This window comes from Thiocapsa sp. C2-2m, from assembly GCF_041903745.1.
GTDB lineage: Bacteria > Pseudomonadota > Gammaproteobacteria > Chromatiales > Chromatiaceae > Thiocapsa > Thiocapsa roseilacustris.
The window spans coordinates 102,645-125,604 of record NZ_JBBWVD010000018.1; the positions used below are offsets into that span (position 1 = coordinate 102,645).

Annotated in this window: 31 protein-coding genes and 2 pseudogenes; 12 read left to right on the forward strand and 21 right to left on the reverse strand. The window is 63.7% G+C overall.

Features of this window, described 5'->3' with window-relative positions:
- Nucleotides 1-3: 3 nt before the first annotated feature.
- The 3 genes from AADX97_RS15495 to AADX97_RS15505 are packed head-to-tail and all read left to right on the forward strand — an operon-like array spanning nt 4 to nt 2,879.
- Nucleotides 4-1,140 (forward strand): ABC transporter ATP-binding protein, encoded by a 1,137-nt coding sequence (locus tag AADX97_RS15495; RefSeq protein ID WP_374234441.1) that lies wholly within the window; start codon nt 4-6, stop codon nt 1,138-1,140.
- Between the two features lie 21 nt (nt 1,141-1,161).
- Nucleotides 1,162-2,082: an ABC transporter permease subunit gene (locus tag AADX97_RS15500; protein ID WP_374234440.1), complete on the forward strand. Its 921-nt coding sequence runs from the start codon at nt 1,162-1,164 to the stop codon at nt 2,080-2,082.
- Nucleotides 2,079-2,879 carry an ABC transporter permease subunit gene (locus tag AADX97_RS15505; RefSeq protein ID WP_374234439.1) on the forward strand — a complete coding sequence of 267 codons (801 nt, stop codon included), beginning with the start codon at nt 2,079-2,081 and terminating at the stop codon, nt 2,877-2,879. The genes AADX97_RS15500 and AADX97_RS15505 overlap by 4 nt, the downstream gene beginning before the upstream one ends.
- A 134-nt stretch (nt 2,880-3,013) precedes the next feature.
- Here the strand turns inward: AADX97_RS15505 and lptF are convergent, their stop codons facing one another.
- Complete coding sequence (gene lptF, locus AADX97_RS15510) at nt 3,014-4,144, reverse strand: LPS export ABC transporter permease LptF (protein ID WP_374234438.1); 1,131 nt, start codon at nt 4,142-4,144, stop codon at nt 3,014-3,016.
- Between the two features lie 134 nt (nt 4,145-4,278).
- On the opposite strand from lptF, the gene AADX97_RS15515 reads away from it, so the two are divergent.
- The gene (locus tag AADX97_RS15515) at nt 4,279-4,473 is read left to right on the forward strand and encodes a TraR/DksA C4-type zinc finger protein (RefSeq protein WP_374238841.1); all 195 of its coding nucleotides are present in this window, start codon (nt 4,279-4,281) and stop codon (nt 4,471-4,473) included.
- A 30-nt stretch (nt 4,474-4,503) separates the two neighbouring features.
- On the opposite strand, the gene pepN is transcribed toward AADX97_RS15515, so the two are convergent.
- Complete coding sequence (gene pepN / locus AADX97_RS15520; protein WP_374234436.1) at nt 4,504-7,173, reverse strand: aminopeptidase N; 2,670 nt, start codon at nt 7,171-7,173, stop codon at nt 4,504-4,506.
- Nucleotides 7,174-7,289: 116 nt separating this feature from the next.
- Between pepN and grxC the strand changes: the two genes are divergently transcribed.
- From grxC to AADX97_RS15535, 3 genes are read left to right on the forward strand one after another with little or no spacing between them, the layout of a single operon-like run.
- Nucleotides 7,290-7,604, forward strand: coding sequence for a glutaredoxin 3 (gene grxC, locus AADX97_RS15525; RefSeq protein ID WP_374234435.1), 315 nt, complete (start codon nt 7,290-7,292; stop codon nt 7,602-7,604).
- A complete protein-coding gene (locus AADX97_RS15530; protein WP_374234434.1) occupies nt 7,597-8,010 on the forward strand; it encodes an RNA-binding S4 domain-containing protein in 414 nt (137 codons plus the stop codon). The genes grxC and AADX97_RS15530 overlap by 8 nt, the downstream gene beginning before the upstream one ends.
- Before the next feature lie 7 nt (nt 8,011-8,017).
- On the forward strand, nt 8,018-8,485 hold the full coding sequence (locus AADX97_RS15535) for a hypothetical protein (protein WP_374234433.1): 468 nt from the start codon (nt 8,018-8,020) through the stop codon (nt 8,483-8,485).
- 103 nt (nt 8,486-8,588) lie between these two features.
- Here the strand turns inward: AADX97_RS15535 and AADX97_RS15540 are convergent, their stop codons facing one another.
- The 16 genes and pseudogenes from AADX97_RS15540 to AADX97_RS15615 all read right to left on the reverse strand — a co-directional run bounded on the left by AADX97_RS15540 (nt 8,589) and on the right by AADX97_RS15615 (nt 16,668).
- Entirely contained in the window at nt 8,589-9,152 is a 564-nt protein-coding gene (locus AADX97_RS15540) for a L,D-transpeptidase family protein (RefSeq protein ID WP_374234432.1), read from the reverse strand.
- Nucleotides 9,153-9,175: 23 nt separating this feature from the next.
- Nucleotides 9,176-9,643, reverse strand: a complete 468-nt coding sequence (locus AADX97_RS15545; protein ID WP_374234431.1) for a CYTH domain-containing protein — start codon at nt 9,641-9,643, stop codon at nt 9,176-9,178.
- A 341-nt stretch (nt 9,644-9,984) separates the two neighbouring features.
- Nucleotides 9,985-11,115, reverse strand: a complete 1,131-nt coding sequence (locus AADX97_RS15550; RefSeq protein ID WP_374234430.1) for a hypothetical protein — start codon at nt 11,113-11,115, stop codon at nt 9,985-9,987.
- Nucleotides 11,007-11,612 carry a hypothetical protein gene (locus AADX97_RS15555; protein WP_374234557.1) on the reverse strand — a complete coding sequence of 202 codons (606 nt, stop codon included), beginning with the start codon at nt 11,610-11,612 and terminating at the stop codon, nt 11,007-11,009. The genes AADX97_RS15550 and AADX97_RS15555 overlap by 109 nt, the downstream gene beginning before the upstream one ends.
- A 55-nt stretch (nt 11,613-11,667) precedes the next feature.
- Nucleotides 11,668-11,961: pseudogene (locus AADX97_RS15560) on the reverse strand (SNF2-related protein); the annotation flags it as partial.
- A 156-nt stretch (nt 11,962-12,117) separates the two neighbouring features.
- A complete protein-coding gene (locus AADX97_RS15565; RefSeq protein ID WP_374234429.1) occupies nt 12,118-12,258 on the reverse strand; it encodes a hypothetical protein in 141 nt (46 codons plus the stop codon).
- Nucleotides 12,259-12,273: 15 nt separating this feature from the next.
- Nucleotides 12,274-12,504 (reverse strand): hypothetical protein, encoded by a 231-nt coding sequence (locus AADX97_RS15570; RefSeq protein WP_374234428.1) that lies wholly within the window; start codon nt 12,502-12,504, stop codon nt 12,274-12,276.
- A gap of 57 nt (nt 12,505-12,561) precedes the next feature.
- Nucleotides 12,562-12,786, reverse strand: a complete 225-nt coding sequence (locus AADX97_RS15575) for a DUF433 domain-containing protein (RefSeq protein WP_374234426.1) — start codon at nt 12,784-12,786, stop codon at nt 12,562-12,564.
- Between the two features lie 12 nt (nt 12,787-12,798).
- Nucleotides 12,799-13,320 carry a hypothetical protein gene (locus tag AADX97_RS15580; protein WP_374234425.1) on the reverse strand — a complete coding sequence of 174 codons (522 nt, stop codon included), beginning with the start codon at nt 13,318-13,320 and terminating at the stop codon, nt 12,799-12,801.
- Nucleotides 13,321-13,514: 194 nt separating this feature from the next.
- On the reverse strand, nt 13,515-13,895 hold the full coding sequence (locus tag AADX97_RS15585; RefSeq protein WP_374234424.1) for a transposase: 381 nt from the start codon (nt 13,893-13,895) through the stop codon (nt 13,515-13,517).
- A gap of 52 nt (nt 13,896-13,947) precedes the next feature.
- Nucleotides 13,948-14,442, reverse strand: a complete 495-nt coding sequence (locus AADX97_RS15590) for a DUF3368 domain-containing protein (RefSeq protein WP_213458104.1) — start codon at nt 14,440-14,442, stop codon at nt 13,948-13,950.
- Complete coding sequence (locus tag AADX97_RS15595; RefSeq protein ID WP_374234422.1) at nt 14,442-14,687, reverse strand: UPF0175 family protein; 246 nt, start codon at nt 14,685-14,687, stop codon at nt 14,442-14,444. The genes AADX97_RS15590 and AADX97_RS15595 overlap by 1 nt, the downstream gene beginning before the upstream one ends.
- A 25-nt stretch (nt 14,688-14,712) precedes the next feature.
- On the reverse strand, nt 14,713-14,979 hold the full coding sequence (locus AADX97_RS15600; RefSeq protein WP_374234421.1) for a UPF0175 family protein: 267 nt from the start codon (nt 14,977-14,979) through the stop codon (nt 14,713-14,715).
- A 426-nt stretch (nt 14,980-15,405) separates the two neighbouring features.
- Entirely contained in the window at nt 15,406-15,783 is a 378-nt protein-coding gene (locus tag AADX97_RS15605) for a type II toxin-antitoxin system VapC family toxin (RefSeq protein WP_213458102.1), read from the reverse strand.
- Nucleotides 15,767-16,018 carry a type II toxin-antitoxin system Phd/YefM family antitoxin gene (locus AADX97_RS15610; protein WP_374234420.1) on the reverse strand — a complete coding sequence of 84 codons (252 nt, stop codon included), beginning with the start codon at nt 16,016-16,018 and terminating at the stop codon, nt 15,767-15,769. Before AADX97_RS15610 ends, AADX97_RS15605 begins: the two co-directional genes overlap by 17 nt.
- Before the next feature lie 101 nt (nt 16,019-16,119).
- Nucleotides 16,120-16,668, reverse strand: a complete 549-nt coding sequence (locus tag AADX97_RS15615) for a hypothetical protein (RefSeq protein WP_374234419.1) — start codon at nt 16,666-16,668, stop codon at nt 16,120-16,122.
- A gap of 470 nt (nt 16,669-17,138) precedes the next feature.
- Between AADX97_RS15615 and AADX97_RS15620 the strand changes: the two genes are divergently transcribed.
- The 3 genes from AADX97_RS15620 (at nt 17,139) to AADX97_RS15630 (ending at nt 18,870) form a co-directional block, all read left to right on the forward strand.
- Complete coding sequence (locus tag AADX97_RS15620) at nt 17,139-17,429, forward strand: low-complexity protein (protein WP_374234418.1); 291 nt, start codon at nt 17,139-17,141, stop codon at nt 17,427-17,429.
- A 286-nt stretch (nt 17,430-17,715) separates the two neighbouring features.
- Nucleotides 17,716-18,081, forward strand: a complete 366-nt coding sequence (locus tag AADX97_RS15625) for a hypothetical protein (protein WP_374234417.1) — start codon at nt 17,716-17,718, stop codon at nt 18,079-18,081.
- A 30-nt stretch (nt 18,082-18,111) separates the two neighbouring features.
- Entirely contained in the window at nt 18,112-18,870 is a 759-nt protein-coding gene (locus tag AADX97_RS15630; protein ID WP_374234415.1) for a class I SAM-dependent methyltransferase, read from the forward strand.
- A gap of 28 nt (nt 18,871-18,898) precedes the next feature.
- Here AADX97_RS15630 and AADX97_RS15635 read toward each other — a convergent pair whose 3' ends face one another.
- A complete protein-coding gene (locus tag AADX97_RS15635) occupies nt 18,899-19,219 on the reverse strand; it encodes a hypothetical protein (protein ID WP_374234556.1) in 321 nt (106 codons plus the stop codon).
- Here AADX97_RS15635 and AADX97_RS15640 point away from each other — a divergent pair.
- Together AADX97_RS15640 and AADX97_RS15645 are read left to right on the forward strand one after the other, a co-directional pair.
- The gene (locus tag AADX97_RS15640; RefSeq protein WP_374234550.1) at nt 19,142-19,384 is read left to right on the forward strand and encodes a CHASE2 domain-containing protein; all 243 of its coding nucleotides are present in this window, start codon (nt 19,142-19,144) and stop codon (nt 19,382-19,384) included. The genes AADX97_RS15635 and AADX97_RS15640 overlap by 78 nt on opposite strands.
- Entirely contained in the window at nt 19,306-19,992 is a 687-nt protein-coding gene (locus tag AADX97_RS15645) for an adenylate/guanylate cyclase domain-containing protein (RefSeq protein ID WP_374234555.1), read from the forward strand. The genes AADX97_RS15640 and AADX97_RS15645 overlap by 79 nt, the downstream gene beginning before the upstream one ends.
- Before the next feature lie 536 nt (nt 19,993-20,528).
- Here the strand turns inward: AADX97_RS15645 and AADX97_RS15650 are convergent.
- On the reverse strand, nt 20,529-21,092 hold the full coding sequence (locus AADX97_RS15650; protein WP_374234549.1) for an alpha/beta hydrolase: 564 nt from the start codon (nt 21,090-21,092) through the stop codon (nt 20,529-20,531).
- A 76-nt stretch (nt 21,093-21,168) separates the two neighbouring features.
- Nucleotides 21,169-22,068: pseudogene (locus tag AADX97_RS15655) on the reverse strand (DUF6531 domain-containing protein); the annotation flags it as partial.
- Between the last annotated feature and the right edge of the window lie 892 nt (nt 22,069-22,960).

Here is a 22,960-nt window from a genome sequence, read left to right on the forward strand (position 1 = left end):
CCGATGGCTACGCACGCCGAGCGCCGTTCGCTCGAGCCTTGGCAGGATCCCAAGGCGGTACCCTACCTGCGCATCGACCGTGTCACCAAGAAGTTCGGTGACGTCTATGCCGTCGATGACGTGAGTCTCGAGATCTTCCAGGGCGAGTTCTTCTCGCTGCTCGGCAGCTCAGGCTGCGGCAAATCCACCCTGCTGCGGTTGCTCGCCGGGCTGGAGTATCCGAGCAGCGGACGGATCTACATCGACGGTGTGGACGTCACGGATGTGCCGGCTTACTCGCGGCCGGTGAACATGATGTTCCAGTCCTATGCCCTCTTCCCGCACATGAGCGTGGAGCAGAACGTGGAGTTCGGACTCAAGCAGGATCGGCTGTCGAGGCGCGAGCGCAGCGAGCGTATCGGCGAGATGTTGGAGCTGCTGAAGATCATCGATCTGCGCAAACGTCGGCCCGATCAGCTCTCGGGCGGACAACGTCAGCGCGTCGCACTTGCCCGCAGTCTGGCTAAGCACCCGAAGCTCCTGTTGCTCGACGAGCCGCTCGGTGCGCTCGACAAGCGCCTACGCGAAAACACCCAGTTCGAGCTGGTCAACCTGCAGGAACGTCTCGGCATCACCTTCGTGACCGTCACGCATGATCAGGAAGAGGCCATGACCATGTCCACGCGCATCGCCGTCATGGATGCCGGACAGATCATGCAGGTCGACACGCCGACGGCGATCTACGAGTTCCCGACCTGTCGCCTGGTGGCCGAGTTCATTGGCTCGATCAACCTCTTCGAAGGCAAGGTGGTGGCCACCGAGGGCGATCAGGTCCTGGTCGAGACCCGGGTCGGCCGACCCATGCGGATGCGCGCCTTCCAGCCCCTGGTACTCGGCACCCCGGTCACGGTCGCGGTGCGACCGGAAAAGATGCGGCTCTGTACGGACTTCCGAGACGACGGGGTCAACCAGCTCAAGGGACAGGTCGAGGACATCGCCTATCTCGGCGACGTGTCCATCTATCGCATCCGCGTCGGCGACGGGGCCTTGGTCGAAATGACGCTGACCAACGTCCAACCGCGCACCGAGCAGGCACTGACCTGGGAGCAAGAGGTCGCCATCGAGTGGTCGCCGACCAGCGGCGTGGTCCTGACCGAGTAGTCCGCAGACCCATCGAGCACCATGCCCGCACCGCCCCCGAATCGCTCCGCGCACGAGCATCGTACAAGCCGACTGGTCAACATCGGCATCCCCTACCTGTGGCTGGGGCTCTTCTTCCTGCTGCCCTTCGCCATCGTGCTGCAGATCAGTCTGGCCGAGCCGGCGCTCGCGCAGCCGCCCTACACCGCACTCTGGCATTGGGTCGACGAGGGCCTGCTGCGCATCGAGATCAATCTGCGCAACTTCATGATGGTTGCGGAGGACGACCTCTATCTGAGCGCCTTGCTCAATTCGCTCCAAGTCGCCTTCATCTGCACCCTGCTCTGCCTGCTGTTGGGTTATCCGATGGCCTACGCCATCGCGACGACACCCGAGCGTTGGCGGATCATCCTGTTGATGCTGATCGTCCTGCCGTTCTGGACTTCCTTCCTGATCCGCGTCTATGCCTGGATCGGGATTCTCAAGTCCAACGGTCTGTTGAACGACTTTCTGATTTGGCTGGGTCTGATCGACACGCCCTTGGCGATCCTCCACACCCAGACGGCCATCTACATCGGCGTCGTCTACTCCTATCTGCCCTTCATGATCCTGCCGCTCTACGCGAATCTCACGCGGCTCGACATGAGCCTGCTCGAGGCCGCGGCGGATCTGGGCTGCCGACCCATGCGGGCCTTCCTGCAGGTCACGCTGCCGCTCTCGATGGCCGGGATCATCGCAGGCAGCATGCTGGTCTTTATCCCGGTCGTCGGGGAGTTCGTGATCCCGGATCTGCTCGGCGGACCCGAGAGCCTCATGATCGGCAAGCTGCTCTGGACCGAGTTCTTCTCCAACAAGGACTGGCCGCTCGCCTCGGCGCTCGCCATCGTGCTGCTTGCGCTGCTGGTCGTGCCCTTCGTCATGATGCAGCGTTTGCAGCAGCGCATGGAGGGTAGCCGTCCATGAGGCGTCGACGCTGGCCCCTACTGACGGTGCTCGCCTTCGGCTATGCCTTTTTGTATGTGCCGATCCTGCTGCTGATCATCTATTCATTCAACGAGTCGCGCTTGGTGACCGTTTGGACCGGATTCTCGACCAAGTGGTACGTCGAGCTCTTCCGCAACCAGCAGTTGCTCGATGCCGCCTGGCTGAGCGTGCGCATCGCCGCCGTGAACGCAACCCTGGCGGTCGTGCTCGGGACCCTGGCCGCCAACGCCTTGGTGCGCCATCGCCACTTTCGCGGTCGCACCGGATTCGAGCTGCTGCTCACCGCCCCGCTGGTGATGCCGGATGTGATCATCGGGCTTTCGCTGCTTCTGCTGTTTGTCGCGATGCAGCAGACAATCGGCTGGCCCGACGGTCGCGGCTTCACGACCATCACCATCGCCCATGTCACCTTCAGCATGGCCTATGTGGCCGTGGTGGTGCGCGCGCGCCTCTCCCAGATGGACCGCTCGCTCGAGGAGGCGGCCATGGATCTGGGTGCCCGGCCGCTGCGCGTCTATCTGACGATCACGCTCCCGCTGATCGCGCCCGCCCTGCTCTCGGGTTGGCTGCTCGCCTTCACCCTCTCGCTCGACGACCTGGTCATCGCCAGCTTCGTCGCGGGCCCCGGCTCGACGACGCTGCCGATGGTGATCTATTCAAGCGTGCGTATGGGCGTCTCGCCCCAGATCAACGCGCTTGCGACCATTATCGTTGCCGTCGTCACCCTGGCCGTCGTGATCGCGGGAATCTCGATGCGCCGAGGCCGCGAGTCGTAGGTTGTGCTGACGATAGGAAGAACAACTTGCGCCGATGGTGGGTTGTGCCTCGCATGGCTCGGTACAACCTACGGCCTTGCGGTGGCGGGGCGGCCGCGGTGACGAGGGCAACCGATCCATGACCGGTTCCCGATCTAACCCGGCTGCTCGCCGATCCTCCCGTTCGGGCCGCCCGACACCCGTGCGATCAGGCGCTTGAGCCAAAGGCTCTCGGGGAGCAAGACCAGATAAACGACGCAGAGGATCACGACCTGGTACCAGAAGCTCGTCAGCCAGACCGGGGTCACGCCGGTCGCGAGCCAATTCTCGGCCAGTCGCTGCAGGTTGAAGAAGCTGAAATAGGCCAAGAAAGCCAGTGAGAGGCGGCCCGAGCTGCGCTGCCGCGGGGAGAGCGCCACCAGCGGAATCGCAACGACGGTGAGGACGAGGATCGCCAAGGGTGCGGCCAACCGGTGCTCGAGCTCGGCACGGTCGGGAAGCTCGGGCGACGCCAAGAGGTCGAGAGACGGCGTGGTGGAGCGCTTGGAGATCACGCCTTGCGCGGCGCCTGACGCCCGGATGCGAATCCGATACTCCTCGAACTCCCCGATCATGAAGGCCGCCGAACCCGGATCGCCGTCGAAGCGGTGCCCGCTCGTCAGGGTGACAATATGGTCGCCCGTGTCTTCCTCGATACGATGTCGCCCGGCCTGGCTCACCACCAGACGGGCGACATCCTCGCGACGGTCGAGGATAAAGACATTGGCGAGCGACTGTTGGCGGTCGATGTCTCCGATATAGAGCACCAGCTCCCCGCCTTGCTCGAGATAGAACCGACCCGGTTGAAGCCCCGCGATCTGTGCCGCCTGCTCCTTCTGCTGCATCCTGATCTGATGGATCCCGGCTGCCGCCCAAGGCTGCAGGAGCAAGGAGATCCAGGCGGTGACCAAGGCGACCGGCACCGCAAGGATCAGCAACGCCCGAAACACCCGTCGCGGGCCGATGCCGCAAGCGCTCATCGCAATCAACTCGCTGTCGCGCGAGAACCGGCTCAAGGTCACCAGCAGTGCCAGAAAAAACGCCGGCGGCAGCAGGTTCGGCATATCGCGGACGATCTGAAAGGCCAAGAAGTTGATCACCAGATGCGCGCTCAACGCCCCGACGTTGACCTCCTCGAGTGTGCGCAAAAAAAGCATGCTCGCGACGACCAGCACCAGGATCGCCACGATGGCGGAGAACACCTTGGCCGCTTCCGAGAGCAGATAGCGATCGACGATTCCGAGCATGGGATTCTCTAAGGCGTCATCCAGAGGTCATTAGGGGGTCATCGGGCAGGACGATACTCGGGCTTCGTTCCTAGCAAGGGGGGCAGGTCCCGATGGAAAGATTTGCAGATGTGCTCGATCGCGCGCAGGCCCACATGGAACGGGAAACCGAGCTGAGAATCGCGGCAATCCAACGCCATTCGCACGCGGGGCACGGCCGCGAGCTCTGCATCGATTGCGGCGATCAGATCCCGCCGAATCGGCGCCGACATGTGCCGAATGCGAGACGTTGCGCGGCATGCCAGGCCGCCGAGGAGTCCAAACGGGCACCGATCCCCCGGGGTGCCTGACCGCCCGGCTGATCGCCCGCCCGGGCGCCGTCACGACGCGCTCGGACGCGCGGAAGGCTCGGCATCCTCCACCGCCTTGGAGGCAACCTCGAAGGTATCGCTGGAGAGCTCATCGGCGGCAAGGATGCGCGCGATCTCGGCACGCATCAGCGCCTGACGGCCCGTGTCGTAGCGGCGCCAACGGATGAGCGCCTTGAGTAGCCGTGCCGCGATCTGCGGATTGAGCGGATCCAGCTCCAGCACCCGGTCGACAAGGAATCGATAGCCGCTACCGTCGCCGGCATGGAATTGTGCCGGATTGGCCGTGCAGAAGGCGCCGACGAGGCTGCGCACCCGATTCGGATTGCGCAGCGAAAAATCCGGGTGCTGCAAAAGGCCGGTCACGACGTCCAAGGTCCCCTCGCGGCTGCTGGTCGCCTGGACACTGAACCATTTATCGATCACCAGCGGCTCTTTGGACCAGCGCCGGTAAAAGGCATCGAGTGCGGGCGGGCCTTGGGCGCCGCCGTGATCCACGAGCAGACGCAGCGCGGCGATCGCGTCCGTCATGTTTCCGGCATCGGCAAACTGTGCGCGACAGAGCGCAAGACCCTGCGCGTTGCCTGCAGCCATCAGATAGCCCAAGGCGAGGTTCTTGAGCGCCCGGCGGCCGATCGCATCGGGCGTCGGTGCATAGGACTCGGTGTCGGCGTTGTCGTGATAGATGCGTGAGAGCTCCTCGGCGAGACGCTCGCCGAGCATGCGAGCGAGCGCTGTGCATGCCCGGTGAATCCCCTCCACATCGACGGTCTCCATCTGGTCTCCAAGAGACGACTCGGATGGGAGCGTCAACACCTCGGCCAGCAGCGCCTTATCGCTCTCGGTGTCCGTCAGAGCGCCGTGAAAGGCGTCGACGAACCGCCCCGGAACCTCGGCCGCAGGATCCGCCGTCATCGCCGATAAAACACGCTGCATCAGGATCCGCGCGGCATTCCAGCGCGAGTAACCATCGCTGTCGTGACGCAGGAGAAGGAGCAGGTCCTCGTTGTCGTAGTCGAACCTCGGCTGCACCGGAGCGGAGAATCCTCGCAACAGAGAGGGCACCGGCCGAACGGGAATGTCCACGAAGCACAGCCGCGTCTCCCAATCGCGCAGCTCCAGCACGCGTGTCCCGGGATCCCCTGCGTTCGGCTCGCCCTCGAGGCGAAGCGCTAGCTCCCGTCCGTCCGGACCCAGCAGTGCGATCGCCAGCGGAAGATGCAGCGGGTCCTTCTCCGGCTCGCCCGGTGTCGGTGCGATCTCTTGGCGAATCAGCAGGCTGTAGGTCGCGCGCTCGGCATCGTAAGCGGCCTCGAAGTGCAGACCGGGAGTCCCGGCTTGGGAGTACCAGCGACGGAACTGCATGAGATCGCGCCCGCTCGCGTCCTCCATGCAGGCAACGAAATCATCCGTCGTCACGGCCTGGCCGTCATGACGCGTGAAGTAGAGATCGGTGGCCTTGCGGAACAGCTCCGGGCCGAGCAAGGTCGCCTGCATCCGCACCAGCTCGGCGCCCTTGTTGTAGACGGTCGCGGTGTAGAAATTATTGATCTCGACGTAGGAGTCGGGCCGCACCGGATGCGCCATCGGACCGCTGTCCTCGGGGAACTGATGGGCTTGAAGCAGGCGTACGTCGGCGACACGCTTCACGCCTCGCGAGCCGACATCGGCCGAGAATTCCTGATCGCGATAGACGGTGAAGCCTTCCTTGAGACTGAGCTGAAACCAGTCGCGGCAGGTGATGCGATTGCCGCTCCAGTTGTGGAAATACTCATGCGCGATGACGCCCTCGATGCCCTGAAAGTCGACATCGGTGGCGGTGTCGGCGCGGGCCAGCACGAACTTGTCGTTGAAGACGTTGAGGCCCTTGTTCTCCATGGCGCCCATGTTGAAATGACTCACCGCCACGATCATGTAGACATCAAGGTCGTACTCCCGACCGAAGCGCTCTTCGTCCCATCGCATCGCCTTCTTCAGCGACTGCATCGCGTGGTCGCACTTATCCAGATTGTGCGGCTCCACGAAGATCTGCAGGACGACATCGCGGCCGGATGCCGTCGTGAAGCGATCCTCGATCGCACTTAAGTCGCCCGCGATCAAGGCGAAGAGGTAGCTGGGCTTGGGAAAGGGGTCATCCCAGGAGACCAGATGTCGGCCATTCTCGAGCACGCGCTCCTCGATTCGATTGCCGTTGGACAGGAGCATCGGAAAGCGATCGCGATCGGCGACCAGCGTGGTCCGATAGCGGGCCATGACATCGGGGCGATCCAGGAAATAGGTGATCCGCCTAAAACCCTCCGCCTCGCACTGAGTACAGAGCATCTGGCCGGATTGGTAAAGGCCCTCGAGGGCGGTGTTGAGATTGGGATGGATACGAACACGCGTCGCGAGCCGGAAACGGTCCGGAACCCGCTGCAGCGTGAGCGAATCCGGTTCCACGCGGTACTCGGCAGGCAAGAGTCTGTGCCCGTCGATCGCCACCTCCTCCAGGTCCAGTTGTTCGCCGTCGAGCCTGAACGTGCCGTCACCGCGGGTTGCCGCCGGGTTACGGCGCACCTGCAGGCTAGCCTCGACGCGGGTGTGATCCGGATCCAGCTCGAACCTGAGCTCGACATGGTCGATCAGGAATTCGGGCGGACGATAGTCTCTGCGATGTATCGGGTGCGGCGTGTCGCGGTACATGATGATCCTGTTCCAGGTTCAAGGTCGGGTTGACGGCCGGCACCCCGGACGGCGAAGCTTCGCCATCATCTCCAAACCGTCGTTGAACGTCCACCGTCAGCAAGGTGAAGACCACGATGCCTCATATCATCATCTACACCACGATGATTTGCCCCTACTGCTCCCGCGCACGCCACTTGCTCCAGCGCAAGGGTGTCGACTTCGAGGAGATCTCGGTTGACCGTGATCGCGAGCAGATGGCGATCATGCGCCGACGCAGCCGCCGACATACGGTGCCTCAGATCTTCATCGACGATCGCCATATCGGCGGTTACGACGATCTCGCCATGCTCGATGCACGCGGCGAGCTCGATCCCCTGCTCGTTCCTGTGGATGCGCAACGGGTGGATTCGCATGGCGCCGATGCCGATCCGCGTGCCACCGATGAGTGAGGTCAACGGCTCGCCGGATAGCGTCCGTTTGGATAAATGGCTCTGGGCGGCACGCTTCTTCAAGACCCGCCATCTCGCCGTCGAGGCGATCAACGGCGGCAAGATCAAGGTCAAGGCTCTGCGCGCCAAGCCGGCGCGGGCAATCGCGATCGGAACCCGTATCGAGATCCACAAAGGCGGTCTCGTCTGGGACATCGAGGTTCTCGGCCTAAGCAAGCAACGCCGCTCGGCCAGTGAAGCGGCCTTGCTCTACAGCGAGGACGAGTCGAGTCGACTCAAACGCCAAGAGATCTTGCGCGAGCGCCGCGATACCGGTGCCGGTGCGGGAGACACATCCGGCCGCCCCACCAAGCGCGATCGCCGCCTGATTCAGCGTTTCAAGATTCCTACCGATTCCGGGAGTTGATAGCCACTTGGACAGCGATGCCTTTCGTCGAACCTATCGCGCCATGAACGAGCGCTACTGCGCCTACGAAAAAGGCATCCTGACCAATCAGTGCAGTTGCTCGGAGGCCAAGAAGTTCTGTATCGCCGAGCGCGAGGGTGTGCATTGCGGCTCAGACGAGGCGCAGGTGACCTGCATCGCCCTGCTCGACCTCCTGCGTCGGCAGGCCAGGTTCGCACTCAAGACCAACGACCAGCAGCGCGCGCTACCCCACGCGAAAGCGATGCGCCTGCAGATCGGCGGACTACGCGGCATCGCCGTCGCACTCGATCCCGAGGCACCCGCCCCTGCCGAGATCGCCGACGTGCGCGAATTGATCCTCGCCGCCATCGCACGTTTCGGCGCCCTCGAGCACCTGCCCTTTCCCCAGATCATGCAGCAAATCGCGGCCTACCGAGCGCGCCGAAGACGGCGGGGATCCGACACCCCCCGTTAAACCGCGCCCCACGCGGTATGCAATGTTTTTGGATGGGATCGGCCCCGGCAGAGTTGACGACCGCTGGAGCCGGCGCGGTTTAAGAGATAAAAAATATATGATTTTAAACCGCGTCCCCGCGAATGGCCGTGGATGTACCGAACGCCGAGCTCACTGCCGACGGTTCCGGCTCACCCGTACCGAACAGCAGCACAGGCGTTCCGACAGGCGTGCGATCGAAGAGATCGATCAACTCGGGGGCGTGCATGCGGATGCAGCCATGTGAGCGCGCGACGCCCATCGGCTCGGTTTCCGGGCAGCCGTGGATGTAGATGAACCGGCGCAGGGTATCCACACAGCCGCCCCGGTTGCGGCCCGACTCGCACCCGGTCAACCAGAGGATCCGAGTCAAGATCCAATCGCGCCCGGCATGCTCCGCGGCGAAAGCGCTGTTGTAAATCTCGCCGGTCGGCCGACGTCCCCGGAAGACGGTCCCGAGAGGGCATCCGTCGCCGATCCGGATCCGCACCCGATGCAGGCCCCGCGGCGTGCAGCCGCTGCCGAGCTCCTCTCCGACACCCTTCAGCCCGGTCGAAACCCGATACTCGTCCAGTCGCCGCTCACCCTCGTAGAGACCGAGGGTCTGGCGGTCGATATCAATCAGGAGATGTCTCGCGCGCCACCACATGTCGTCGTCTCGCTGCAGCCTCTTCACCAACGGCAGAACGGATGACGCGCCAGGTTTGAGTTGTAATAGCGCGGATCGTCGGACACCTCTGCCCCGGCCCAATCCGGCAGCTCGAACGGCTCGTCCTCGGATGCCAGCTCGATCTCCGCGAGCACTAGTCCGGCGTTCTCGCCGGCGAAGACATCGACCTCCCAGACATGGGCGCTGCAACGCACCCGATGGCGCACCTTGTCGATGAGCGGCAGACTGCTCAAGGTCTCAAGCATGACCCGAGCGTCCTCGATCGGGATCTCGTATTCGAATTCGGAGCGGGTCACGCCCGTCGTCTTGCCCTTGATGGTCAGAAAGCCGCGCTCGCCCTTCGCCCTCACCCGGACCGTGGCACGGCCCGCCTCGGCCAGATAGCCTTGGAGAATCGGCTCGCGATCCTCGACAGCATCGCGCCAAGATGAGTTCTCAACCAGAAACTTACGCTCGATTTCAAGGCCCATAAACCGCGCCCGGAGTGAAAATATTAAACTGATCAGGGCTCGCATGCCCCGAGTAATCATAAGCCTTTTAGTCGGCGCGTTTCAGAACTAAACCGCACCCGGTGCGGTATGCGTCATTTGTTGAAATGGCTTGGCCGCGCCAGCTCCGACGACTGCCGGAGCTGGCGAGGTTTAGAGTATTAAAAAATATTAAATTTTAAACCGCGGCTCCAAAAAGGTCGGAAAAATCCTTGCGTCCAGCTGCTTCTGCGCATGGTGGCTTGACCATGACAGAATCGGACCGTGGTAAATTCTCAGGAAACTTCAGGCTGTTCGTTATCCGGGCAAAAAGCGGCAAGCGTTCAAACCGCCGCCGGGCGGCCACCAACCGGAGGAGATCCAGCCAATGAGTAGAAAGTCCCATAACCAAAAGACCTATACGGACATCGCGAACGTCGGGAACCTCGAGCAGATACCCGCATCCGGCAAGCTGAAGACCAAGACCTACGAGAAGGAGCTGCGCAACCAAGCCCTTCGGGGTGCAGGAGCTGCTGGCCCGCGTGCGCAACCTGCTGCGCAGCGTCGGCGACGCGGCCAAGCCCGGCGGGCTCTTCGACGACGGTCACCTGCGGATCGATCTCGGCCTGCGCTTGGTCACGCTCGACGGCGCGCCCGTCCACCTCTCGCGCAAGGAATACGCCGTTCTGCAGGCGCTGGTCGCTGAACCCGGCTATCTGGAGACCGAGCCGGGCGTAGGGTATCGGGATGATGTCGGCGCCCGCGCCCGAGCCACCGCCGAAGGACTGCACCCACCACACACTGAGGACGATCGGTTGCTCCAGGTCGCCCTTCGCGACCGCGCCGATCCCGGACGGCGGCGCGCTCCGCCACCGCTCCGACAGCCGCCCCAGGATTGGATGGTCGAGCCCCATCAACACCAGCGTGTCGTCGGTTTGCGCGAGATCCCTGTCCAGCGTGCAGAGGATCGGCGCCGCTTGAGCGTCGAGCGTCAATTCAAAACGGCACGCGTCGATCTCGCGGTAGCGACCGCCCTGATCTTCGACGGCCGCGCGTAAAAAGGCGACCAGCCGCGCCTTGCCTGCATCGATATCGGCGAGGGGCTTGTAGTCGTCCAGGCTGAACCGATCCAGATCCTGAAACAGCTCGAAGACCACCCGACGCGCCTCACGGGCGTTGCTCATGGCCGCTTCCAGCTCTTCGCGGGTGCGTTTCAGCTCCGGATCGGAGAGTGCCTCGCGATAGAGCTGGTCGTAGCTCAGCCGGTCGTTCAACTGACCGAGAATCTGACCCCGCAGATCCTCCGTGACGTTGCCATGCTCGTCGACCTTGCCCAGGGTGCGGGCGATCTCGTTGAGCTTGTCGTTCAGCAGCAGGAAGATCCGGCCTTCGATGGTATCGGAGAGGACCAGGTTGTAGACCTGCGCCGTGTCCTTCTGGCCATAGCGATGGATGCGTCCGATCCGCTGCTCCATGTCCATCGGATTCCAGCCTTGGTCTCGCGCTCGGACGGAAAGGCGGCCAGCACCTCGGCGATGCGCAGACGCTCTTCGGGAAGCGCCAGCGCGACCGCCGTCGCAGCCAACTCCTCACCCTCGGCGGTCAGTGTCTCCGCCGACTCCGATGACGCCACGCTGGCCAACTGCTCCTCGTCCAGCCTGCGCATCAGCCGGAGTTTGAGGTCGGCGAGGATACGCTCGACCTCGCCCCGCCCCAGCGGATCATCCGGCAGACCGGTCTGCTCGTGGATCAAATGCCGGGGCGCATCGATCAATGCCTGGTGTCCATCGATATCCAGTGCCTGATCCTTGAGGATGGCCTCGTGCAGGGTGAGCGCCAGTTGCCGACGCCGCAGCGTGCCGCGCACCGCCGCGAAGCTGGACGCGGCGATCTTCTGGAAGATCGTGATCACGAAACCCAGCGCCCGGCCCTGGTTGCCCTGCTGCTTGGCAATATCGAATCCATCGAGCAAATACTCGCGCAGCTTGCCGTAGAAGAAGGCGTTTGATGCGCGCCGGTCGCTTCAGGGTGTCGACGCTGGCGATGAGGCGGTCGTGCCTGGCGAAGGCGTTGCTCTTGCGGTCGGTGACGTCTCCCTCGGTGCCGAACACCTCGAAATCCAGGTTGAAGACCTCGTTCAGCTCGCGGTGCCAGTTGTTGACCAGGCCCGCGGGGACGACCATCAGGGCACGCGTCAGCTCGCCGCGACTGGCCAGCTCACGCAGGATCAGCGCCGTCTCGATCGTCTTGCCGAGCCCGACTTCGTCGGCCACCAAAAAGCGGCGGGGCGCGGCGGTCGCGACCTGATGCGTCAACACCACCTGATGTGGCAGCAGATCGATCTGCGCGGAGGTCAGCGCCGCAGCGTTGTCGATCAAGGGCAGCGCGTGGGCCTCCAGATGCAGCCAGGCATGACGCAGTCGCTCCGCGCCGCCCCGGACATGCGCGATGATCGCCTCGGTGCGACTGGTGACGAGCTAGAGCGACGCGGCGAAGACCTGCCGCTCGCCGCCGGTGAAGAAGACTCGCACAGAGCCGTCGGAGGCGACGGCCAGCACCACCCCTTCGCCGAATTCGGGATGGCGGACGCGTTGTCCGGGCTGACAATCGAGCGGCATGGGATGCGATCCCGGTCAATCGGGATCGGTTGCGTCTACGGCTGGCATCGCCTCCACGACACCGGTTTGGGTCCAACCCTTATGGCGGCGCGCAACCTCAACCGTCTCAAGCTCGCGATCATAAAAGGTTGCCGCGATCCACCGGCGACCCTCGTCGAGGGCAGCGCGCTTCGCGTCGTCCTGCTCCCAGAGTTTCACAAGATCGCTGATCGCGATGTGTCGGGGTGGCGCTTTCGGTCTCGGCATCGTCATTCAACCGCGAAGGATGAGATGATCGCGACGCAACTCGATGAAGTCGCTGCTTCATGCCGCCAATGGCTCAATTCGTTTGACATGGGTCATCCGGGCCGCAAAGGCGAGCGCCGCAAGGACGTCCTCCCGCGTCAGATCCTCGTCGTCAGCCAGAATCTCATCGATGGTCATTCCACCGGTAAGCCATTCGAGGACATTCACCACCGGATAGCGCAGACCGCGAATGCAGGGTTTTCCATGGCAGATGTCTGGATCGATCGTAATCAAATCGGTCATAAAAAATCTCTCTCAACTGATGCGCGGATGATGCAGCCCGGCCCAATGTTTGCCGTCGTAGTCGGCGTTGGAATCGTCGCTGCTCAGCAGTCGCTCGACCTCGTTCTCGGCGCCGGAGAACAGCAGTCGGCCGATCGGCAAACCGTCGGGGCCGGCGTCGCGATGCTTCCAGTGGTAGGTCTCGCTCGCGCCATTCATGCTGATGCGGTTGCGGCCGCTCGGCACCCAGAGGATCAGACCGGCCTGGCCCTCGTAGAAGTCATGAAAGGAGAAGACGGCCTCGCGCAGATCGGTTTCGAGCCATTGGCCGGCATCGTCGCCGGAGAGGACATCGAGACAACCCTCGAGCCCGGCGACAATCAGCGCGTCGCCATCGGCGGCGGGCAGCTCTTCAGGCCAGTCATCCACCAGGTCGAAGAACTGGCGCAGCGACAGCACCGCGTTCGGCGAGGCGAGTCCGGCAAGAACGTCGGCGTCCCAGAGCAGCGTAAAGCCGCGGCGGGACCAGCCCTGGTTGTAGCGCACACGTACCATCGGTCAACCTTCTCTCACGTCGTGGTATCGGTTGGTTGTTGCCCTTGGCCCTCGTTGTTGCTCTTGGCGCATCCTCATGGCTTCGGTTCGCGCGCCCCAGAAGACCAATTGCTCTTCTGTGGACATGCCGGCGGTCAAGCGTGCGACATGGTCGGCTCCAAGCCGCTTCAGTGCCACACACTCGGGTTCATGTGTCATCGTTGTTGCCATAGCTGATGATCTCCAGCGGTATGTTCCCAAAATCGTCGCTGCCAAACCATCCGCTCCCGTTCTTGTCGTCTTGAATCCGATTGTTCAGCGGTTGTCCCAACACAGCCGATACTAAAATACCGCTTGATCCGGCTCCATCGCCCCGAAAAATCCCGATCCCCTTCAGGTAAATGCCATAGGGCATGCAGGTGGTCCGGCAGAATCACGATCGCATCCAAAGCGAATGGATACTTCTCGATCTCGCGTTTGAACGCCGCTCGCAGGCGATCGAGATGGCCAGGTCGAGTCAGAATGGGCTGACGCTCATAGGTCACGAGTGTAAAGAAGAAGCTCCCGCCGGATTGTTGCGATCTGCGATACCGCATGACGTGCTCTCGCTGGCGTTTGGTTGGGCACGCTTCGCTTTGCCCAACCTACTTAAGGATGCCGCACCGCCGCGCAGGCTCTTTCAATGACAGCGTCGGAAAGAAAATAGCCAGCCACTTTCAGCTCCATCAGCGATGTGCGCACATCATCGATCAGCCCCTGATGCTTTGCCTCGACCAGCAAGCCAGCAGTGCCCTTGAGCGCCAAACCATAGACATGGCGTGCGATACGGCGTCCGCGCTTTTCGTCGATGATCGCCATGCACGGCGACAGATGACGCGCCAACGCGATCACGGACGCTTCGCCGGGATCGAGCTCGACGACCAGCAATGGGTCCGGCTCGGGAGCCGAGCACACACGCTCACGCCAGCGTGCTTCGGCAAGGCTGAGGCTCCCGGGTCGTCCGACGCCGGCCACGACGACCTCCTGAAAGACGATATCCGGAATCCAGAACTCGGGAAACAAGGCGTCCAACAGATCGAGCCGCCCGATCAGCGACAGCGCAACCAAGGGCCCGGCGTTAATGACAGCGCGCTCGATGAGCATCACGCGAACTCTTCGTCCAGATCGTCTCCGCTCAAATCGACCACCGGAACCCCGGCGCGGCCTGCGGCCAGAAGAAAGGCGACCCGCCCCATGCCGCAAAGCACTGCGGCTTTGCCCGAGGAGATTCGCCCCTGCTCGAACAATTTGAGCGCGAGCAGAAAACGCGCCTCATCGGCAAAGCTGTCCGTCAATTCCGCCGGCGAGGGCAACCCAGCCAGCGGTAGATCCAGTCTCAAGTTGTTCATAACTCACCGTCGATGCGGGAAAAGATCACACCGATTCACCCAGCAACGACGTCTCCCGCGCCAGATCGTCCGCGCTGTCTTCCAGCAGCACTGCGCCAACGTCCATCGCCCGCAACAGAAAGGTGACGCGGGGAATGCCGAGCCAAGCCGCGGCTGTGCCGGACGACAAACGCCCCTCACGAAACAGGGCAAAGGCCGCCTGCTCCTTCATGAACCCGGCGAGCCCCTCGGCATTCATGTGAAGACTGACCAGAATCTCCGCAGGACATTCAATGGCAACTGTCTGATTCATCGGATTCTCCAAAAGGAGGCCGCGCTCGGCCAGGACATGCCGTTACCCATATCTCCGAGATTCTCTCACGGAGACACGGAGGCACGGAGAAGAGGGACTCGACACCAGCGCCTGATCGACCCGAGACTAAGGCCGGACGTCGGTCGGCCGGTCCATGGCGCGACGACGAGAGGGCACGTCGCTACTGATGAAGTCATTGTTATTCAATATTTTTGTCTCCGTGTCTCCGTGTCTCCGTGAGAGAAATTGTCTTTATAAGATGTGGGTAAAGGAATTCGGCCAGTACGCTCACGCCGGACAGCAGGCCGACCCAGACAGGGGTACGTGGGGTTCAGGAAAGTAGCAAAGTAGGTTGGGCAAAGCGCAGCGTGCCCAACGGCTCCCTGTGATGCCGGCGCGGGTTGGGCACGCTGCGCTTTGCCCAACCTACTGGCGCACGAGCCGCGTCTCCGGCAGGTAGTCGCGGAACAGCCGATCATAGGTGAGGATTTGCATCCCCTCGCATTGGGCCTGCGCGATCAGCAGACGATCGAAGGGGTCTTTGTGATGCGCGGGGAGGTCGAGGACGGCCTGAGCATGGCTCGGCGTGATATTGAGCCAACCGAATCCCTGTGCTTCGACATCCTCGACGATCCGGCGCGAAGGGAGTGTCATCTTGCCCAAGGCGTGCTTGATCGACATCTCCCAGACCGCGACCGCGCTGACAAAAGCCCCTGTCTGCTGGATCAGCGCGACCGTCTCGGGATCGGCCAGAGCGTCCATCATCCAGTCGTACAGGATGCAGGTATCAAGCAGCAGGCGCATCGTCTTCGCCGGTGAAGAGTCGCTCGACCGCCTGATCCGTCTCGGGCGATCGCCATTCGGTGGAACAGGGCGCAAGCCCCTTCCAAGCGCCGGGCGACTTCACGCGGGGAGGCGCATAGGGAACGATACGGGCAATCGGTTTGCCGTTGCGCGCAATCAACACCTCTTCGCCGCGTTCCGCCGCGACGATTAGGCTGGAGAGTTGGCTTTTGGCTTCCAACATATTGACTTGCATTGGGTGCCTCCGAAGTCATGACTGGCTAATCTTAGCCAAGTCGATTCGGAGGCGCAAATGGCGTTTGGGTTGCGGATCTTGCCGGGTGATATCGAGCGCTTTCATCCTGCTTTACGTATCAACTCGACGAAGGGCACCGCCACCTCCAGGATACTCAATCCGCCGTGCGTGAGTGTCGGATAACCACCCTGGCTCTTCCATTTGCGCCGGCCGTTGACGTAGAGGTGACGGCCGTGGGCGCTGGCGATGGCCAGATCAAGCGGGGGGGACCAGTTGCCCGGCTCCTCGGCAGATTCGACCGCGCGACCGCTTTTGAAGCGCCCCTTGAGAGACTCGGCCTCGTCTTTACCGCTGTCGGGAAACTGACCGCTGGCGGCGTAGCCGTGATCGGCGGTCAGCATGAGCCGACGCCCGGTGGCGAGCCGTTCGACCAGCGACCAGAAGGCATCGCCGGTGAGTTGGGTTTCAACCTCCTGCGTGAGCGTCGCGAGGCCCTGGCCGGGCTCGTCGTGGTCGTGGAGTCGGTGATCGGGCCATCGGTGCCAGAAGACCCAATCCGGCTCGGCGCCGATCAGCTTGGCGCAGTCGGCCCAGGCCGAGCCGCATGGCCATGGCGCAGATCCACTTCTGCACGTCAGAGACGGCGGCAAAGTTGGCTGCGGTGCCGCCGAGTCCGGGACCCAGGTTGTTCATCCAGGTCGCCACCGAGCCGAACGCCGTGATCGCATCCATGCCCAGCGTCATCAGGGCCAGCATGAGCACGACGAAGGTCCCGACATAAAGCCCTAACAAGGCCCAAACCGCCTGCATGCGAGGGGACATCCGAACCGATGGGTAATCGCCGGACATTCTCCGATGGCCTCGGCATCGGCTCCCGTGAAAAGCCCGTAAATTCAGGTCGGCCTGAATCCAACTGTCGAGAACCGAAATTGTTGCGAGCCGCCTGAAAGAACCGATCCTTCTCCCGGGTCTTTAGCGGTGATGGCCGAGCAGCAGGTTCACAACTCCGAGACGGCTCGCAGGCGACCCGCCCTGGCCATCACAAGAAACACCACCGGGATGCGGCACTCCGAGGCCACACCCCGAACACCGGCCTTAAACCCTTTTTAGGATTGACATCATGACCAAGAAGACGATCACCCCCGCTGCAGCCCTCGTCGGTGCTGCCCTTGTCGGCAGTCTCGGCGCCTACGGCCTCGCGCAGGCCGCGGCCAACCCCTTCGCCGCCCAGTCTCTCGACACCGGCTATATGCTGCTCGCCGAAGCGGGCACCGAGGGCAAGTGCGGCGAAGGCAAGTGCGGCGCCGACAAGGAGAAGGAAGGTAAGTGCGGCGAAGGCAAATGCGGCGCCGATAAGGAGAAGGAAGGCAAGTGCGGCGAAGGGAAATGCGGCGCCGACAAGGCGAAATAAGGGCGATGCCGGGACGCCGCCGGAGTCCCCGAGCGGACTCCGTGGCGCCATAGCCACGCTTGAAACCAGTCCGGCGGATCGCGCTTGCGCGATCCGCCGGGCGCGTTGACGCCGAGCTCTGCAACGGCTCAACCCAGACCTCGGATGGTCTCGGAATCTCTGCACCGCCGTCGAGTGGGGCATCCGGCCAAAATCAACGCTCGGCCAGGTGAGCGGAGCGAGCGGCAACGAGGTTGGTCGATGCGACTCGTCGCGGTCTAGGACCGCACCCACGCGACCGACGGCGATGGACATTGGCCGGGGTACGGTCGGGCGCACCGGCGTGCAAGAGATCGCCTGCATGCCGGGTCTTGTGGACATGGGGAGACCCGATGCGCCCGAATTGGCGCCAGTCGTCTGGCATCCGAGAGAGCATTATTCGATGAACTGCCGTGACTTCCGTCGTCGACTCTTGGTCGATCCCGCGCGCGAGGATGCCGACACTAATCGGCACGCGGCACACTGCCCGGCATGCGCCGCCGAGCGCGCACATGCACGCGCGTTCGAAGAAATGCTGCGCGCCGCACTGCTGGCTGAAGAGGGGATGACGGGTTCGGCGCACGGGGCTGGAAGCTCGTCGCCGTTCTCGCGGAACCGGGTTAGACTGACCTGACTCCGACCCGACGCGAGGACGCGAAGCTCGATGGACGATACCCGTTTGATGGACTGGCTGATTGCATTGCATGCCGGCTTGCCGCGTCTGGGTCCCGGCAGCGAGACGGCGACACGCCGGGCGCTGGCGGACTGTGTCGGACTGCCCGCAGATCCCGAGATCCTGGATATCGGGTGCGGCAGCGGAGCCGCGTCCCTGGTCCTGGCTGAGTCGACCACCGGGCACATCACCGCCGTCGATCGGGTGCCGCTGTTTCTCCTCGATCTGCGGACACGGGCACAGGCGCGCGGTCTCGACGGGCGGATTCGACCCCTGGTCGCCGACATGCACGCACTCCCGTTCCGAAGCGACGCCTTCGATCTGATCTGGAGCGAGGGGGCCATCTACATCATGGGATTCGACGCGGGTCTGACGCACTGGCGCAGCCTGCTGCGCCCCGGCGGCTGGCTCGTGGTTTCGGAGCTGTCCTGGTTCACCGATCACCCCCCGGCGGCCTTACGCGACCATTGGCGCGAAGACTATCCTGGAATGCGCAACGTCGCGGACAACCTGGCGGCGGCACGCGCCCTTGGATGGGCAACGGTCGGGCATTTCCCGCTGCCGACAGAGGCCTGGACGATCGACTATTACGGGCCATTGCAGGCGCGCTTGCCGGGCTTCCGCGCCGCCCACGCCGACGACCCGGAGGCCCTGGCCGTCGCCGACATGACCGAGCAGGAGATCGCGCTGATGACGGATGCGGCCGGAATCTGCGGGTATGTGTTCTACATCCTGCGCCGCATCGGATGATTGGACATCGGGGCGCGGGCGGCGCCTCTCACCCGCGCAAACCGACCCGGTCATTTTCCGATCGAAACCATCTCCAGTGCACGTGCGACCTTCCCTTCGCCCCAGACTCGCCTTCGGTATAGACGAAGTCGTCGATCGCGAGCTCGGCATTCTCGCCCATGATGACCATCGACCCGTCCTCGAGCCGGGCGATCAGGCGCCACCGCGACCGGCCGGGCTGATGACGGTCGGACATCCGATACCACAGCTTGCAAATTCGCTCTCGAAGAGTTTGCTGCCCTCGACGGCGTCGCTGCAGGGCGCTGCCGGAATCGGCGCGCTGAACGTGTTCCCGGACCGCGATGGCCACGTGCGCCGCGTCCCGTTGCTGGTGCAGATGGGTGAAACGCCCTATCCATCGCTCGTCGCGGAGCTGCTGCGGCTCACACTGCCGACGTGCACGCGCAAGCCTTGGCGCAGCTCATGGCCGGCGCGCATCCCTGGCAGCCGTCGTGGGCGAGCGCCGCCGAGCTGACCTTTGCCGCCACCGGCGCGCTGCTGCTGATCGGCATTTCGTTGTGGCGCCGTGGGCTCTGGCTGGTGGTGCCGGGCGCGCTTTTGGTGGCGACGGTGGTGGCGGTGGCCTTCCAGCTGTTCGTGCAGCAGCGGCTGTTGCTCAATCCCCTGTCACCGGTGCTGACCATCACCGCGGTCTACATCGCGCTGGCCATGTCGAGCTATCTGCTCGCAGAACGTGAGCGACGCTGGATCCAGCGTGCCTTCTCGAGCTATCTGTCGCCGAATCTGGTGCGACATCTGATGCGCGACCCGAGGCAGTTGAATCTTGGCGGCGAGCGACGTCACTGCAGCTTCATCATGACCGATCTGGCCGGCTTCACGCCGCTGGTGGAGTGCTGCGAGCCGGAGATGCTGGTCGACCTGCTCAACCGTTACCTCGATCGACTGGTGGAGGTGGTGTCATCTGGACTATCGCGCCTTCGGCGACCCGATCAACACCGCAGCGCGCTTGGAGACGGCAAACAAGGTGTTCGGCACACGGCTGATCTTCAGCGCGGCGACGCTCGAGCTCTGCGCAAGCCCACCGGCGACCCGACCCATCGGCGAGCTGCTGCTCAAGGGTAAGACTCGGCCGGTCTCCAGCTTCACGCCCTTGACGGAGTCCGAGGTCAGGAGCGGCCTCGCCGAGACCTACGCGCGGGCCTATACCGCAATGGCGGGTGCCGATGACAGCGCACTCGCCCTGCTTGAAGCATGCGCCGCACGATTCCCCGCCGATACGCTGACACAGTTCCATTTGCAGCGGCTTCGGACAGGCAGCACTGGCGTGATCTTCGCGTTATAGAGCGCGACGCACCGACCTGGATGCACGCGAGATCGGTCGTTGGTCAGCCTGGGGACCACGCCGAATACACGCACCCGGCCTGCACGATGCAGTGCGTGCACCGGAACCGGCGGATGTTGGCTATCTCGCCTATGCAAGCGACTGAGCATGTTACGGGGCATGTTACGGGGCATGTTACGGGGCCCGGTGCCGACGAGACCACGAAGGATGAACCATGAGGCGGCCTCGCTCGTCACTCAAGCCAAACCTGCAGGTGGCACAGAGCGCCGCGGGGCAAGCGTGACACCGCAGAGCGGGTGTCACGAGTCCCTCACCCTCACTCGCCCGCAATCAGCGTCTGCACGGCGTCGGCGATCTCCTCCGCGTAGAGATCGCGGAAGAAATGATCGGCGCCGTCCAACAGGATCAGGTTGACGCGCTCGCCGTCCGCCAGCGGCTGCACTGCCTCGACCAGTCCTTCGACGACATCGTCCTCGCTCCCGGCCACCACCAGAACGGGGGCCTTGATCTCGGGGATCAGACTCGGGGTGTCCATGCGGGGATCGGGAGAATAGTAGGAGAGAAAGGCGGCGGCTGTAGCCGTGGTCTCCGCGCAATAGATGAAGTCCACTGGCTTGAGCATCTCGGTGCCACGACCGTCCGAATCGAGGAGCCGCGCCCGCTCGAGCTGAAGTTCCAACGCCTTGCCGAAGCGCTTGTCGTAGTCCTGCACCGCTGCGGCCTCGCTCCAGGTCTGCGGTGCGATAAGGATCACGGCGTTGAGCGGGGCGTTCGGGTGCTCGGCTGCGAAGCGGGCCGACTGATTGCCGCCGCGCGAATGTCCCAACAGGGCCACCTCTTCCACGCCTTGACTCTGCAACCAGCCGAGCCAGGCGTCGATCTCGCCGACCGCGTCGGTGTGTCGTCACCCCGCCCAAGGCATCCCGCTGGCGGGTCACGTTGCCGCGTTCGTCATAGCCGTAGCGAACACTGCGACCCAGTGGATCGGTGAAGCGGGTGAGACGGCCCGCCACGTCATAGGTCAGGTCGATGGCCCGACCGGCGGTATCGACGATCCGGGTCAGGCGTCCGTCCGCGTAGGTCAGGGTCAAGGCATTGCCGTTGCGGTCCGTGATGGCGGCGAGCCGGCCGGCGGCGTCGAAATCGTAGCGAGTCCCGTCGCGTTTCTGCAGGGCGTAGGGGCCACCGTCCGGCCCCGTGAAGGTATCGAAGACCCCGTACTGGGCCTTGAAGCCACCGCTGCCGTCAGCGGCGAAGGTCTCCGTATGGCCATCACTCCACGTAATGGTGACGACCCCTGCGGTGCTGCTGAGGCTGACCTGATAACTGTGGGTCCAGCCAAAGCCCAAAGGTGTCCCCACCGCCCCGGTCTCGCTCGCCACCTGCGAGTTGTAGACACGCTCGAAGTGGAACGGCAGCCCGATGCCGGGGATCTGCAAATCAACGGCGGAATAAACATAGTTGCCGGTGGCGGTGTTGACCGGATCGCCACCGTAACCGGACTGACTGTCGAAACCATCGGTGGTGCCCGGAGCGGTCAGTCTGATCTCCAGCCAGCCGCCCACCGCAGGGTCGAACAGGCGTTGATAGGTCGCATAGCCGCCGAGGCTGACCGTGACCACCACGGGACAGCAGGGCAGCCCGGCCAGGGTGAAATAGCCGCGCGCATCGGTGACGGCCGACTGGCCGCCCGCGCTGACCTCGACCCCCGCCAGGACGGCACCGGTGGTGGCATCCCCCAAGCGCCCGCTGAGGGGTACGGGCGTACCGCAATCGCCGGGAGGTGCGTCGATAGCGCTCCAGACCCCCAGACTGTCCTGGAAGCGGATGATCGCGCTGTGATAACCCGACCCCACGGGCTCGTCCAGCGACGCCGTCTCGACGAGATCACCGAAGGCCCCGTCATCCGCCGGCAAGGCAACAGGCCCGCGGCGGCCACCAAGTAGGTCGGGCCGCTGCCGGGCGTCGTGGTGCCGGGGGCAACGTAAAAACTCTGCCGGATCGGCGCCGACCAGACCCCGGCGCTATCCAGGAAACGCAGGTTCAGCACAGGGGGTCCCGGCACCAGCCCAGTGATGGCGGCATTGCTGCCGAGAACCTCCATGGCGCTGTCGATGGCGCCGTCCGCGACCTGATCCAAGGGGACACCGCGGCCCTGACCGGGATCCTGATCCACGAAAGCCTCCGCTGCCACCAACCGGATGGCGCCGCCGGGAGATGGGCCGCCGGGGGTGGTCGAGGAGAGGACCGAAGTCTGTCCCAGCGGCGGAGACCAGACCCCAGCCTGGTCCCTGAAGCGGACGTAAAGGGTGTGGGCACCGAGCTCGGCTCCGCCCGGATCAACGGCGCCCTCGGCAGTGCGCGCGACCTCGCCCTCATCGCCGCCCAACGTCAGGGACGTACCGGTTCCCGGAGCCAGCCCAGGATCATCGTAGAAGGCTTCGGCAGCCACCAGTGGATTCACGTCGGCGGCTGCCCGGGCCTCGAAGGGCGCGAGCGGAGAACCGAACAGGCTCCAAAGGAGCAGGCAACTCAGAAACGCCAGCAGACGACTGCGCGGTTTGGCCATGGCCGATCCTCCTTGAGCAGGACTTAGGCGAATACCGGAAACCCTCATACCAACGCCGTAGGTTGTGCCGAGCCGTGCGAGGCACAACCAACCGTCGGCGCAAGTTGTGCTTCCTATCGTCAGCACAACCTACGGGTATGGAAGTTTGCGGAAATCACCTCGTGTCTGCGTCTGGCCCG